The following is a 12,841-nucleotide window of genomic DNA, read 5'->3' as shown; positions in this document are numbered from 1 at the left end:
ACGCCAGAGCTTAGCGGCGCTTGCCGACGATCCGGGCGATTTCGGCCTGCACCAGTTGCTCGACCATTGCGGGCAGGTTCGCCTCCAGCCATTCGGCCAGCATCGGGCGGAGCAATTCGCGGGTCAGGCCTTCCAGTGAGGTTTCGCCCGAACGCACGATCTGCGGGCGCGCGGGCGGTTCGGCCAGCATGGCGAGCGCGGCGAGGTTTTCCTGCATCGCATCGCGCACGGTGTCGGCGATCAGCGGGGATTCGTCGGCTTCGGTCTCGGCCATCGGCATGGCCGGAGCTTCGGCCTCGACCTCCATCGCGCCGAGATCGAGCACGTCTTCCGCATCGCGCACCTGATGGGTGCGAGCGAGCGGGGCGGGGGCGGCTTCGGGTTCATCGGTCACCAGCATCCGGCGACGCCGCGCTTCAAGCGCGCCGACCCGATTGTCGCGTGCGATCACCTTCTTGATCGATTCGAGGATTTCCTCGACCGATGCCTCCCCAGACTGATTCATGGCGTCTTGGCCCATCATTCGCCCCGTTTCACTCTACCCGGCCTGTCCCGAATCGGGATCGGAATCACTCGCCGGGCAGCAATTGCGGGCCGATTGTTGCCTTGGCAGGGGGAATGTCAACGGTTCTGGTCGATTTCGGGGCGGGTTCGGGATCGCGGTCCCAGTCCCACATCTTGCTGCTGACCCGGTCGGCGTTGACCTGCGGATCATACAGCACGCCGCCCGCATCGAGGTTGAGATCGCGCGCCTCGGCCTTGCCCATCAGCGCCAGCAGCGCGAATCCGGCGACATAGGCGTTGCGCCGCGCGGTCACCAGCTGGGCGCGGGCGACCACCAGTTCCTGTTCGGCATTGAGCACTTCGATCACGGTGCGGTTGCCGATCGACTGTTCGGCGCGCACGCCTTCAAGGCTGAGCTCGGCGGCTTCGACCGCGGCCTGCGCGCTCTTGATGACGGCATTGGCGGCCTGCCAGTTGGCGTAGGTCGAGCGGGTTTCGGCGATGATCTCGCGCTCGGCCGCGATGACGTTTTCCAGCGCCACGCTCTCGCGCGCGCCGGCCTGACGCTGGCGGGCGGCGGGAAGGCCGCCCTGAAACAGCGGGATGGTGACGCGCACGCCCGCGTTGGCGGTCTTCTCGCTCTGGGCGAACTGCGCCGCCACCGGGCCGCCCAGCGTGCCGTAGAAATCGCTGTATTCGCCGTTCACGAACAGGCCGACAGTCGGCAGGCGGCCAGCGCCCGCGACCTTGGTGTCGAACCCGGCGGCTTCGGCAAGCTGCCGGGTCGCTTCGAGATTGGGGTTGTTTTCGAGCGCGCTGACAATCGCCTCGCCCACGGTGGCGGGAAGGCCCGGCAGCGGCGGCGGCGGTTCGAGCTCGCCCGGCGCGCGGCCGACACGGCGGATATAGTTTTCCCGCGCGGCGATCAGGTTGGCCTCGGCCGTCTGCAAGTCACCCTCGGCCACGGCAAGGCGGCTGCGCGACTGGGCGACATCGGTGATGGTGAGATCGCCGATCTGGAAGCGGTCGGAGGTCGCCTCGAGATTGGTGCGCAGCACGGCGACATTGTTGGTCGCCAGCGCCACCAGCGCCTCGGTGCGCAGCACGTCCATATAGGCCGCGACAACCTGGCTGAAGACCGCGCTTTCGGTGTTGCGCAGGTCGGCCTGCCCGGCCTCGACCCGTTCCTTGGCAGCGGCGATCGAATTGCGCACCGCCCCGCCCGAATAGACCGGCACCAGCACCTGTGCGGCAACGCTGAGGTTACGTTCGGGCGCGGTGAAGGCGTTGGCCGATTGCTGGACGAATTCGATATGGGTCGCGGTGATATTGGCCGAGGGGATGCCCTGTGCGCGGATAATCGGCACGCCCTCATCGGTCGCGCGCTGGTTGGCGCGCGCGGCTTCGAGCGTGGGGTTGGTGGCATAGGCTTCCGCCAGCGCCTCGCGCAGATTGTCGGCCTGAGCGGGCGATGCCAGCGCAAGCAGGCTTGCCGATGCGGCCAGAGCGACGGAGGCGCGGGTCAGGGTCACGCGAATGTCCAGCCCTTGGGCGCGTCGAAGGCGTGGAGCACCGGGATGCCGAGGTCTTCGATCGGTTGCAGGTTGACGGCGCCCGCGATCTTGCGGCCCGCGGCGAGCCGGGTGACCTGGCGCAGCACCAGCCCGGTGACGATCCGGCCGTTCTCGGCCAGCTGCGCGGCAAGCGTGTCGGGCAGCTGCTCGATCGCGCCGTCGATGACGATCAGATCGAAGCTGCCGGTGCCGGATGCCGTGGCGGCGTCAGCGGCGGTGATTTCGGTGAGGCTGGCGACCAGCGGGCGCAGCAGCGCGGCAAGGTAGCCGGTGCCGCCGCTCACGACCAGGACGCGCGTGTCGGGCGCAGGCGCGGCTTCGAGCAGCAGCTTGCCATAGAACAGCGGTGCGGCGAGATGGCCGCCCTCACCCAGCGCAATCGCCCGGTCGGTATAGGCCTGTGCGAGCTTGGCGGCGGGCAGGAACTCTTCGCGCGGGACGGCCAGCATCCGTGCCAGCACATATTCCTCGTTGACGCCGCTGGTGCGCAGCTGGCTGTCGATCATCGCGCGGCGGGCGATCTGGGTGTCGGGAAGGGTGGTTGTCATGGTGCTCATCGTTTCTCGGGTTACTGTATTAGTATCGCAATACAGCTGGTCAACCCTCTCCTTAAACGCGTGGAGGCTGCCTTCCAAGGCTTTTGCCCGCAATCGCCGCCATCATGGACTCGCGATTTTACGCCTTTGACCGCGCCCGCGCTGGGGCTTAGGGGAGCGCCAAAACCTGTGGCGTGCAATTCGACTTAGTGAGGGATGGCTTCGATGAGTGACATGACGGCAGCAAGCGGTGACGTGCGGATCGAGACCGATTCGCTGGGTGAAGTGGCGGTTCCGGCGAATATGCACTGGGGCGCGCAGACGCAGCGCTCGATCGTCAACTTCCCGATCGGCGGCGAAAAGATGCCCCCCGCGCTCGTCCGCGCGCTGGGCGTGCAGAAGCTCTCGGCAGCCAAGGCCAACATGAAGCTCGGCGTGCTCGATGCCGGAATCGGCGAGGCGATCGTCCAGGCCGCGCGCGAGGTGATCGACGGGACGCTCGCCGACCAGTTCCCGCTGGTGGTGTGGCAGACCGGCAGCGGCACCCAGTCGAACATGAACGCTAACGAGGTGATCGCGAGCCGCGCGAACGAGATCCTCACCGGCAAGAAGGGCGGAAAGACGCCCGTCCACCCCAATGACCACTGCAACATGGGCCAGTCGTCGAACGACACCTTCCCCACCGCCATGCACATTGCCGCGGCGGTCGAGGCGCTGGACCATCTGATTCCGGCCTTGAAGAAGCTCCACGGAGCGCTGGACGCCAAGGCGGCCGAGTTCGCCCCGCTGGTGAAGATCGGCCGCACCCACTTGCAGGATGCGACCCCGATGACGCTGGGGCAGGAGTTCTCTGGCTACGCAAAGCAGGTCGAATACGGGATTGCGCGTGTCGAAGCCGCGCTACCGCGCGTGCTGGAACTGGCACAGGGCGGCACGGCGGTCGGCACCGGGATCAACGCCAAGGTCGGATTCGATACCGCCTTCGCTGCCGAAGTCGCGGCCGAGACCGGCCACGCTTTCGTGACCGCGCCCAACAAGTTCGAAGCCCTCGCCGCGCATGATGCGATGGTCGAGATGTCGGGCGCATTGAATGTGCTCGCGGTCAGCCTGATGAAGATCGCCAACGACATCCGCCTGCTGGGCTCCGGCCCCCGCTCGGGCCTTGGCGAGCTGAGCCTGCCCGCGAACGAACCCGGCTCCTCGATCATGCCGGGCAAGGTCAACCCGACCCAGTGCGAGGCAATGACCATGGTCGCCGCGCAGGTAATGGGCAATCACGTCGCGGTGACGGTCGCCGGGTCGCACGGGCATCTGGAACTCAACGTGTTCAAGCCGGTGATCATCTACAACGTGCTCCAGTCGATGAAGCTGATCGGCGATGCCGCCCATGCCTTCACCGACAATTGCGTTGTCGGGATCGAGGCGAACACCACCCGCATCACCCAGCTGCTCAACGAAAGCCTGATGCTGGTGACGGCGCTGAACCCGCACATCGGCTACGACAACGCCGCCAAGATCGCCAAGAAGGCGCACGCGGAAGGCACGACGCTGAAGGAATCCGCACTGGCGCTCGGCCTGCTGACCGAAGAGCAGTTTGCGCAGTGGGTTGTGCCCTCCGACATGATCAAGCCGCGGGATTAAACAACGTTGGTCGATCCTGAACGGCTGTTCATCATTCGACCAAGGCTTGAGACGGCCCGACGATATGCGCCCCGCCCGGTTCCCATCACCGGGCGGGCGCGGTATCGGTGATCGGCATAATGTCGACACACAATTTCAGCGAACCTGTCGCGGCGGAAGCCCCGGCTACCGTGTCCTTCCGCACCGTGCTGGTCTCGATGGCGGTGCTGTGGGCGACCTATTTCGTCCTCACCACGGTGCGCAGCCTGGTGATGGATTTCGGCCTCCAGTTCGAGCTCGGCTGGCGGCGGCTGCTGGTCACCGCGATCGGCGTCGGCTTCACGCTGGTGCTCTGGTTGCTGCTGCGCCTGTTCGACAACCGCGCGCTGTGGCTCAAGATTTCCGCCGCGATCGTGCTGGCCCTGCCGGTGGCGCTGGCGATCGGGCAGGTCAATTACTGGGTGTTCAAGGACCTCTCCCCGGCGATGGAGCAGGCCTATGCCCAGAAGAACAACCTCAACCTGCGCCGCGACGAGAGCGGCAATCTGCTGGTCGAAGTGCCGGTGCAACAGGGCGATGCGGCCGGCGCGACGCAATCGGTGATCATCGAACCGGCCGAGACGGCGAGCGATTTCTGGCGCAAGCTGCTCGACGTGGCGCTGGGGCGCTACTTCCTGCTGCTGGCCTGGGCCTCGACCTATTTCGCGTTGCTGGCAGGCGTGCAGGCGCGCGCATCACAGCAGCGCGAGGAACAGTTCCGCTCTGCCGCCAAGGCTGCCGAATTGCGCAGCTTGCGCTATCAGGTGAACCCGCATTTCCTGTTCAACACCCTGAATTCGCTCTCGGCGCTGGTGATGACCGGCAAGACCGACAGCGCCGAGCGGATGATCCAGACGATCAGCCGTTTCTATCGCCACAGCCTCGCCAACGAGCCGACCGCCGATGTCGCCCTGCGCGACGAGTTCGATCTCCAGAAGATCTATCTCGATATCGAGGCGGTGCGCTTTCCCACCCGGCTGGTGACCGTGTTCGATCTGCCCGCCGACCTTGAAGAGGCCCGTGTGCCGGGCATGATCCTGCAACCGCTGGTCGAAAACTCGGTCAAATATGCTGTCTCCCCCGTCTCGCGCCCGGTGACGATCACCATGGCGGCGCGCGAGGAGTTCGACCGGCTGGTCATCACCGTCGGCGATGATGGCCCGGGCGTGCCGCAGGGCACGCGGCACGGCTTCGGCATCGGGCTCGCCAATGTGCGTGACCGGCTGGAGGCGCGCTTCGGCCCCGATATCGGCTTTGTCTCCGCCCCTGTGCCGGGCGGCTATTGCACCGAAATCCGTATCCCCCTGTCGAGACCCCGCCATGCCTGAGACCGACATCGAAACCACCGCCCTCAGAACCCTGATCGTCGATGACGAGCCGCTCGCGGTTGAGCGCGTGCAGGTGATCTGCGCCGAGATCCCGCAGGTGCGCGTGGTCGGCACCGCCAGCGATGGCGCCGCCGCCCTGCGCCTGGCTGAAAAGCTGACCCCCGATCTGGTGCTGCTCGACATGACCATGCCCGAACTCGACGGGCTGGGCGTGGCGCGGCACTTTGCCGAACAGCCGCAGTCGCCGGTGGTGATCTTCGTGACCGCGCATGATCATTTCGCGGTCGAAGCCTTCGATCTGGAGGCGGTCGATTATGTCCTGAAGCCCGTCTCTGCCGACCGGCTCGCCCGCGCGATCGAACGTGCCGTCGCCCGCCGCGGCCAGCGTCGCAACAAGGCGAGCCGCTATCTCGACGAGCTGTGGGTGCCGCACCGCTCCGAACTGCTGCGCATCGCGGTGAGCGAAGTCCACCAGATCGACGCCGAGCGCGACTATGTGCGCCTCCATGTCGGCGGTGCGGAAAGCGGGCGGTCCTATCTACTGCTCCAGACCATCGCGGGGCTGGAAGAGCGGCTCGATCCCGAACAGTTCATCCGCATCCACCGCTCGACGATCCTGCGCCGCGACCACATCCGGGGCTTGCGCCACGACGGGCTCGGCGTGTGGTCGGCAGAGCTGGTGAACGGCGAGGCGCTGCGCATCGGCCGCACCTATTTGGCGCGCGTCAAGGCGATGGCCGGGCGGTAGAGGTTTTTGTCTTCGGCCACCTTCGGTGGCGCAGACCTCCCGCCCCGCCTCCCCACCCGGCCACCATAACATAGTGGTACTATTGGTGGCCGGGTGGGGAGGCGGGGCGGGTGGTATGCATCGCGCGCTAGCGCGATCGCAAAACAAGGACTCCGGGAGGCCTGCACCACCAATAAGTCCCCCGAAATAAAAAAACGGCCCGAACCCCAGGGACTGGAAGGGTTCGGGCCGTATCAGCTGCGCCTGCCGGTGCTGCGGGGCGACCGGAGCGCAGGATCGCCGGGCGGTTCAGCCGCCGCGCCGTTCGTCGGAAAGCAGCACTGCGACCTGTTGCCGTGCGTCGGAGCGGGCCTTGGCGAGGCAGGCGCGCGCCTCCTGGCTCATCACCCGCGAACCGGTGGTCACGCTGGTGGTGCGGCACACGGAGCGCACCGCCTTCTCGACGCGGGCATCGAGGGTCTTCTGGCCCTTGACCGTGCCGAGATCGAGGTCGCCGGTGGTAACGCTGATGGTCGTTGTCTGGACGTTGCCCGCGAATGCGGGGCTGAGTGCGGCGCCGGCCAGACCGAGGGCGGCAACGCTGTGGGTGATCATTTTCGCAAGGGGCTTCATCTCTCTCATCCTCCGTTGGGCAGGGGCCTGAGATCGGGTTAGGGGGCCGATCCGGGGGGACTGTCAGACGTCCTGCTGAACCCTTGATACGCCGCAGCGCCGGGGGCTTCACGCGACCTTCGATCAACCCCGTCCGCTCATCCGACCGGCGGGGGGTCGCGATGACCAATGGCGCGAAAGCGGCGACAAATGGCGGTTTTCAATCGACCGGCGCAGCGCCATACTGGCCCCATGAACTGGGCGACGGTCGTCATCTTCGTGCTGGGAATCGCCAATTTCGCGATCAACCGGGCGGTGTTCGAAAGCGGACACCCGCTGTTCGCGCGTTTGCCGCAGATCAGCCAGACGCTTGGCCGCCGGGCTGCGCTGGCGAGCGAATTTGCCGTGCTGCTGGTGGCGCTGATGCTTTCGGTGAAGGGCTGGCCGGCTTCCGCTTTCGGCTATGCGATCTATACGGCGTGCAATGCCGGAGCCGCCTGGCTGATCCTGACGCGGCGCATCTGACGGACACGTGCCATGACCACCCGCCTGTTCCACATCAGCGACGTGCATTTCGGCACCGAGGATCGCGCCGCGCTCGATGCGCTCGCTGCCGCCGTCGCGGCCGAGCGGCCCGCGGCTGTGGTGTGCACCGGCGATCTCACCCAGCGCGCCAAGCGCCGCGAATATGCCGCCGCGCGTGAGTGGTTTGCCGGGCTGGGCGTGCCGGTGGTGCTCGAACCGGGCAATCACGATATGCCCTATTACAACCCTTGGGAGCGCTTCACCGATCCCTTCCGCCGGTTCGAGCGCCTGCGCGCGGCGGTGGCGGGCGGGTTTGAATCGCCCGACGTCGTGCTGGTGCCGCTGCGCACCACGGTGCGCGCGCAAACGCGGATTCCGTGGTCGGACGGGGTGGTGAAACCGGCCGCCTTGCGCGAAACGCTCGCCGCGCTCGAGGCGTTGAAGGGTGATCCGCGCACGATCATCGTGATCGCGCATCACCCGCTGCTTGGGCCTGCGGGCAAGCGCCGCAATCCGACGATCGGAGGCGATACAGCCTTCACCCGGATCGCCGAGGCGGGCGCCCATGCGATCATCTCCGGCCATGTCCACGTTCCGTTCGACGAGCAGCGCCGCAAGGGCGGGCAGGTGATGCGCACGATCGGCACCGGCACGCTCTCGACCCGGCTGCGCCACGATGCGCCTGCGTGCTGGCGGGTGATCGACTGCGCGCCCGGCGGGGTGATCGAGACGCACCTGCGGCTGATTGGGGTCGTACCCCCGGTAATCTGACGGGGGCGGCGTTTAACCCTTTCTCTATTTCTGCCGTTAAGGATTTGTTGGTGAAATGGCGGCCGCAGGCGGAGAAGGCTTGCGGTGTGCCGGCCCTCTCCTGCCCTGCCCTGTTGGCCCGCGACGCGCCGCTTCAGCGTCCGGTGAAGAGGGGAACGGCAATGGACATGATCAAGGCATTGACGCTCGGCGCGATCCTGTCGGCCACGCTGGCGATGGTGATTGGCTCGCAAGGGGTGAGCGCCGGGCCGCTGGCGATCCACATGGTGCACCTGGCACAGGCCAAGTTCTTCTGGTCATGGCCGATCTTTCTGTCCGGCAGCGGTCTCGCCTGGGGGATCTTGCTGTTGCAACGCTGATGTTCCCCTGCGGCGTTGCATGACAAAAGGGCGGCCCCCTCGCGGGAGCCGCCCTTTCTGTGTCCGGTAAGGAAACGCGATTAGCGCTTCGAGAACTGGAAGCTGCGGCGGGCCTTGGCCTTGCCGTACTTCTTGCGCTCGACCACGCGGCTGTCGCGGGTGAGGAAGCCTTCGGCCTTCACCGCGGCGCGCAGCTCGGGCTCATACTTGCTGAGCGCCTGCGCGATGCCGTGCTTCACGGCGCCTGCCTGACCCGACAGACCGCCGCCGCGCACGGTGGCGATGACATCGTACTGGCCGGTGCGGTCGGTGATGGTGAAGGGCTGGTTGATCACCAGACGCAGGGTCGGACGTGCGAAGTACACTTCCTGATCGCGGCCATTGACGGTGATCTTGCCGGTGCCGGGCTTGACCCACACGCGGGCAACCGCATCCTTGCGGCGGCCGGTGGCGTAGGAACGGCCCTGCGCGTCGATTTCACGGTCACGCAGCGGAGCGGCAACGCGGGCGATTTCGGCAGCGTCACCCTGCGGGACGCCAGCGGCGATGTCCTTGAGATCGGCGAGATCCGAGACGGTGGTGGTTTCGTCAGCCATTATGCGGCCACCTTGTTCTTGCGGTTCATGGAAGCGACGTCGAGCACCTGCGGCTTCTGGCCGTCATGCGGGTGTTCGGTGCCGGCATAAAGGTGCAGCGCCTTCATCTGCTTGCGGCCGAGGGGGCCGCGCGGAATCATGCGTTCCACCGCCTTTTCGAGCACGCGCTCGGGGAAACGGCCGCCCAGCACCTTGGCCGGGGTGGTTTCCTTGATGCCGCCCGGGTGGCCGGTGTGCTTGTAATAGACCTTGTCGCCCATCTTGTTGCCGGTGAACTTCACCTTGTCGACGTTGATGACGATCACATGATCGCCGCAATCGACGTGCGGGGTGTAGCTCGGCTTGGTCTTGCCGCGCAGGATGTTGGCGATGATCGAGGCAAGACGACCGACGACGAGACCGTCGGCGTCGATGATGTGCCAGTTCTTTTCGACCTCGGCCGGTTTGATCGACCGGGTCTGCTTGCTGAGCGCCTTCATGGCTGTGGTGTCCTTGGTTCGAAACTGCTCCTGGACGGAGATGATCCGCCAAGAATCACCCCTCCTGCGGCCGAGCCGGGAGGGAAGTGGCGCGCAAATGTCGGTCAGGGGCGCGAAAGTCAAGCAAAAGGGCGGTTTTTGGATGCGGTAAAATAATACCGCTAGCCCGAAACGCTCCCGAACAGCCATGCCAGCGTCGCCGGATGGGCCGCATCGGCCTGCCAGCCGATGATCGCCGGGGTATCATAGGGATGCAGCGCGCCAAGCCGTTCGATCACGTCCTCGAGCCGCCCGGCGGTGGTCTTGAACAGCACGCCGACCTCGCTCCCGGTGGCGCGGGCGCCGTCCCACACGAAGCGGCTTTCGATGCTGCCGAAGAGGTTGGCGCAGGCGATCAACCGGTCATCGAGCAGCGCATCGGCGGCGGCGCGGGCGCTGTCGGCGTCGGGGAAGGGGCACCAGACCAGCGCCGCACCGCTCATCGCTGCGCGCGTCCATAGCTGTGCATCGCCCACACGGTTGCGGCCACGGTCAGGGCACCGACCAGCTGGTGCGCAGCGGCGACCCACAGCGAAACCTCGCTCATCACTGTGGCGATGCCGAGCAATACCATCGTCCCGAAGGCGGAATGGACGGCGACCGATGCGAACCGATCGGTCTTGCGGATCGCCCGCGCCAGCCATACCAGCGCCGCGACGGCGACCCAGGCCCACCAGCGGTGGAGGAATTGCAGCAGGAAGGGATCATGGGTGACAGCCCACAAGGCGCCCTTCGACCAGTCGGCCTCAGGGAAAAAGTGCCCGTTCATCAGCGGCCAGTCATAGGCGGCATGGCCGGCATTGAGCCCGGCGACCCATGCACCCAGCAGCAGCTGGACAAACAGCACCGCCCCCACCAGCGCAGCCCCGGCTCGCAGCGGCGCCGGGCGCGAGGCCGGATCGCGGGCGAGGTTGCGCAGATCGCGCGCCGTCCACACCAGTCCTGCCAGCAGGAACAGCGCGGTCAGCAGATGGGCCGACAGGCGGAAGTGGCTGACATCGGTGAGATCGGTGTTCCCCACGCCCGAGGACACCATGTACCACCCCAGCGCGCCCTGCCCGCAGATCAGCGCGAACATCGCCGCCAGCCGCCAGCCATAACCTGTCGGGATCATCCGCCGCGCGGCGAAAATCACCAGCGGCAGCAGGAACGCCAGCCCGATCACCCGGCCAAGGATGCGGTGGAACCATTCCCAGAAGAAGATGAACTTGAACGCCGCCAGATCCATCCCCGCCGGGCCGGCTTCCATGCGGAACTCGGCCGTCTGGCGGTATTTGGCGAATTCAGCCGCCCAGGCACTTTCGGTGAGGGGCGGGAGGATACCGCTGACGACGTTCCATTCGGTGATCGAAAGCCCGCTCTCCGTCAGGCGGGTGATGCCGCCGACCACCACGATCAGCATCACCAGTGCGGCCACCGCCTCAAGCCAGCGCGCGACCGCCAGCGGGCGAGCGCGGGTGTGCGGCGGAGCGGCGAACAGGTTCGACACGCTGGACGACTTGGGGGCGGACGTGGCCATGACCAGCGCTCTTTGTCCCTGCTCGCGGCGCGGCGCAAGCCCGTTTGCCGCAAGCCCCGGTGCGACAGGCGCAAGCGCGCGCTGCCCGGACGCCGGGCGACAATTCCGCATCGCACCTTGCAGAATGTAACAACATCACATATTTGCCCCTGTGATCATGCCGCATGATGCCCTTCCCCCTGCGAGTCGCCCCTCGCGCCGGCGCCGACTCGACTATCTCGGGATCGGACTGGCGGGCCTGTGTGCGGTGCATTGCCTGCTGACGCTGGTGATCGTCTCGGCGCTCGGGCTGGGCGGACATTTCCTGCTCGAAGAGAACATCCACCGCATCGGCCTGGGGCTGGCGCTGGTGGTGGCGGCGGTTGCGATGGGCTGGGGTCTGGTGCGCCACCGCCGCGCGCTGCCGTTCGTCATCGCGCTCGGCGGTCTGGCGCTGATGGCGGCGGCGCTGATCGTGCCGCATGGCACCAACGAATTCGTGCTGACGCTGCTGGGCGTGGGGCTGGTTTCGGTCGCGCACTGGCTGAACCTGCGCGCCGCGCACTGAGCAAGTCCCGCACTGACCAAAACGCGCTGTTGCACCGCGTGGCCGAGCGCCTATGTCTCGCGCCATGAGCAAGAGCATTACCCTCAACGGCGCGCCGCACCGGACTGGCGCCACGACCATCGCCGACCTCGTGCGCGAACTGGACCTTGCGCCTGAGAAGGTCGCGGTCGAACGCAACGGCGAGATCGTCCCCCGCTCGACGCTGGGCGAGGCGATGCTGGCCGAGGGCGATGTGCTGGAGATCGTCCACTTCGTCGGCGGGGGGGATCATGCGGCGGACACCTGGTCGGTCGCGGGCCGCACTTTCCGCTCCCGCCTGATCGTCGGCACCGGCAAATACAAGAGCTTCGAGCAGAACGCCGCCGCGGTTGAGGCCAGCGGCGCAGAGATCGTCACCGTCGCGGTGCGGCGGGTGAATGTGTCCGATCCCAAGGCGCCGATGCTGACCGACTTCATCGACCCCAAAAAGATCACCTACCTCCCCAACACCGCGGGGTGCTTCACCGGTGACGAGGCCGTCCGCACCTTGCGGCTGGCGCGCGAGGCGGGGGGTTGGGATCTCGTCAAGCTCGAAGTGCTGGGCGAGGCGCGCACGCTCTATCCCGATATGCGCGAGACGCTGAAGGCGACCGAGGTGCTGGCCAAGGAGGGCTTCCTGCCGATGGTCTATTGCGCCGACGATCCGATTGCGGCGCGGCAGCTCGAAGATGCCGGCGCGGTCGCCATCATGCCCTTGGGCGCGCCGATCGGCTCAGGCCTCGGCATCCAGAATCAGGTGATGATCCGCCTGATCGTGGAAGGCGCGAAGGTGCCGGTGCTGGTCGACGCAGGCGTCGGCACGGCCTCGGATGCGGCAGTCGGCATGGAACTCGGCTGCGACGGCATCCTGATGAACACCGCCATCGCCGAAGCCAAAGACCCGATCCGCATGGCCCGCGCGATGAAGCTCGCAGTCGAAGCCGGGCGCGAGGCCTACCTCGCGGGCCGTATGGCGCGGCGGATGTATGCCGATCCGAGCTCGCCGCTGGCGGGTCTCATCTAACCAACCCAGCGTGTGACGGTGAAA

16 protein-coding genes are annotated in these 12,841 nt (G+C 66.7%); 8 read left to right on the top strand and 8 right to left on the bottom strand.

What is annotated here, in order from left to right:
• Positions 1 to 10 precede the first annotated feature (10 nt).
• The 3 genes from PS060_RS05560 to PS060_RS05550 form a co-directional block, all read right to left on the bottom strand.
• The gene (locus PS060_RS05560; protein WP_273986090.1) at positions 11 to 505 is read right to left on the bottom strand and encodes a DUF2497 domain-containing protein; all 495 of its coding nucleotides are present in this window, start codon (positions 503 to 505) and stop codon (positions 11 to 13) included.
• 64 nt (positions 506 to 569) lie between these two features.
• Positions 570 to 2,030 (bottom strand): TolC family outer membrane protein, encoded by a 1,461-nt coding sequence (locus PS060_RS05555; RefSeq protein ID WP_273986854.1) that lies wholly within the window; start codon positions 2,028 to 2,030, stop codon positions 570 to 572.
• A 2-nt stretch (positions 2,031 to 2,032) separates the two neighbouring features.
• The gene (locus PS060_RS05550) at positions 2,033 to 2,635 is read right to left on the bottom strand and encodes a protein-L-isoaspartate O-methyltransferase family protein (protein ID WP_273986088.1); all 603 of its coding nucleotides are present in this window, start codon (positions 2,633 to 2,635) and stop codon (positions 2,033 to 2,035) included.
• Positions 2,636 to 2,848: 213 nt separating this feature from the next.
• Between PS060_RS05550 and fumC the strand changes: the two genes are divergently transcribed.
• From fumC to PS060_RS05535, 3 genes are all read left to right on the top strand, one after another.
• Entirely contained in the window at positions 2,849 to 4,255 is a 1,407-nt protein-coding gene (fumC, locus tag PS060_RS05545) for a class II fumarate hydratase (protein WP_443112415.1), read from the top strand.
• A 119-nt stretch (positions 4,256 to 4,374) separates the two neighbouring features.
• A complete protein-coding gene (locus PS060_RS05540; protein ID WP_273986085.1) occupies positions 4,375 to 5,601 on the top strand; it encodes a sensor histidine kinase in 1,227 nt (408 codons plus the stop codon).
• A complete protein-coding gene (locus tag PS060_RS05535) occupies positions 5,594 to 6,349 on the top strand; it encodes a LytR/AlgR family response regulator transcription factor (RefSeq protein WP_273986083.1) in 756 nt (251 codons plus the stop codon). Before PS060_RS05540 ends, PS060_RS05535 begins: the two co-directional genes overlap by 8 nt.
• A gap of 288 nt (positions 6,350 to 6,637) precedes the next feature.
• Here the strand turns inward: PS060_RS05535 and PS060_RS05530 are convergent, their stop codons facing one another.
• Entirely contained in the window at positions 6,638 to 6,943 is a 306-nt protein-coding gene (locus PS060_RS05530) for a UrcA family protein (RefSeq protein WP_273986081.1), read from the bottom strand.
• A 249-nt stretch (positions 6,944 to 7,192) separates the two neighbouring features.
• On the opposite strand from PS060_RS05530, the gene PS060_RS05525 reads away from it, so the two are divergent.
• The 3 genes from PS060_RS05525 to PS060_RS05515 all read left to right on the top strand — a co-directional run bounded on the left by PS060_RS05525 (position 7,193) and on the right by PS060_RS05515 (position 8,595).
• The gene (locus tag PS060_RS05525) at positions 7,193 to 7,465 is read left to right on the top strand and encodes a hypothetical protein (protein ID WP_273986080.1); all 273 of its coding nucleotides are present in this window, start codon (positions 7,193 to 7,195) and stop codon (positions 7,463 to 7,465) included.
• A 12-nt stretch (positions 7,466 to 7,477) separates the two neighbouring features.
• Entirely contained in the window at positions 7,478 to 8,236 is a 759-nt protein-coding gene (locus tag PS060_RS05520; protein WP_273986078.1) for a metallophosphoesterase family protein, read from the top strand.
• A 161-nt stretch (positions 8,237 to 8,397) separates the two neighbouring features.
• A complete protein-coding gene (locus tag PS060_RS05515) occupies positions 8,398 to 8,595 on the top strand; it encodes a hypothetical protein (RefSeq protein ID WP_273986076.1) in 198 nt (65 codons plus the stop codon).
• A gap of 80 nt (positions 8,596 to 8,675) precedes the next feature.
• Here PS060_RS05515 and rpsI read toward each other — a convergent pair whose 3' ends face one another.
• The 4 genes from rpsI to PS060_RS05495 form a co-directional block, all read right to left on the bottom strand.
• Positions 8,676 to 9,191, bottom strand: a complete 516-nt coding sequence (gene rpsI / locus PS060_RS05510; RefSeq protein ID WP_273986074.1) for a 30S ribosomal protein S9 — start codon at positions 9,189 to 9,191, stop codon at positions 8,676 to 8,678.
• On the bottom strand, positions 9,191 to 9,670 hold the full coding sequence (gene rplM, locus PS060_RS05505; RefSeq protein ID WP_273986072.1) for a 50S ribosomal protein L13: 480 nt from the start codon (positions 9,668 to 9,670) through the stop codon (positions 9,191 to 9,193). Before rplM ends, rpsI begins: the two co-directional genes overlap by 1 nt.
• Before the next feature lie 161 nt (positions 9,671 to 9,831).
• Positions 9,832 to 10,152 carry a divalent-cation tolerance protein CutA gene (gene cutA, locus PS060_RS05500; RefSeq protein ID WP_273986071.1) on the bottom strand — a complete coding sequence of 107 codons (321 nt, stop codon included), beginning with the start codon at positions 10,150 to 10,152 and terminating at the stop codon, positions 9,832 to 9,834.
• Positions 10,149 to 11,228: a COX15/CtaA family protein gene (locus PS060_RS05495; protein ID WP_273986069.1), complete on the bottom strand. Its 1,080-nt coding sequence runs from the start codon at positions 11,226 to 11,228 to the stop codon at positions 10,149 to 10,151. Before PS060_RS05495 ends, cutA begins: the two co-directional genes overlap by 4 nt.
• 157 nt (positions 11,229 to 11,385) lie before the next feature.
• Between PS060_RS05495 and PS060_RS05490 the strand changes: the two genes are divergently transcribed.
• On the top strand, positions 11,386 to 11,775 hold the full coding sequence (locus PS060_RS05490; RefSeq protein ID WP_273986066.1) for a MerC domain-containing protein: 390 nt from the start codon (positions 11,386 to 11,388) through the stop codon (positions 11,773 to 11,775).
• A 64-nt stretch (positions 11,776 to 11,839) separates the two neighbouring features.
• Positions 11,840 to 12,817: a sulfur carrier protein ThiS gene (gene thiS, locus PS060_RS05485; RefSeq protein WP_273986064.1), complete on the top strand. Its 978-nt coding sequence runs from the start codon at positions 11,840 to 11,842 to the stop codon at positions 12,815 to 12,817.
• Positions 12,818 to 12,841 lie beyond the last annotated feature (24 nt).

It is taken from the genome of Erythrobacter sp. BLCC-B19, from assembly GCF_028621955.1.
GTDB lineage: Bacteria > Pseudomonadota > Alphaproteobacteria > Sphingomonadales > Sphingomonadaceae > Erythrobacter.
The sequence above is the reverse complement of the archived record's forward strand: the minus strand, read 5'-3'. Positions and strand labels throughout refer to the sequence as shown.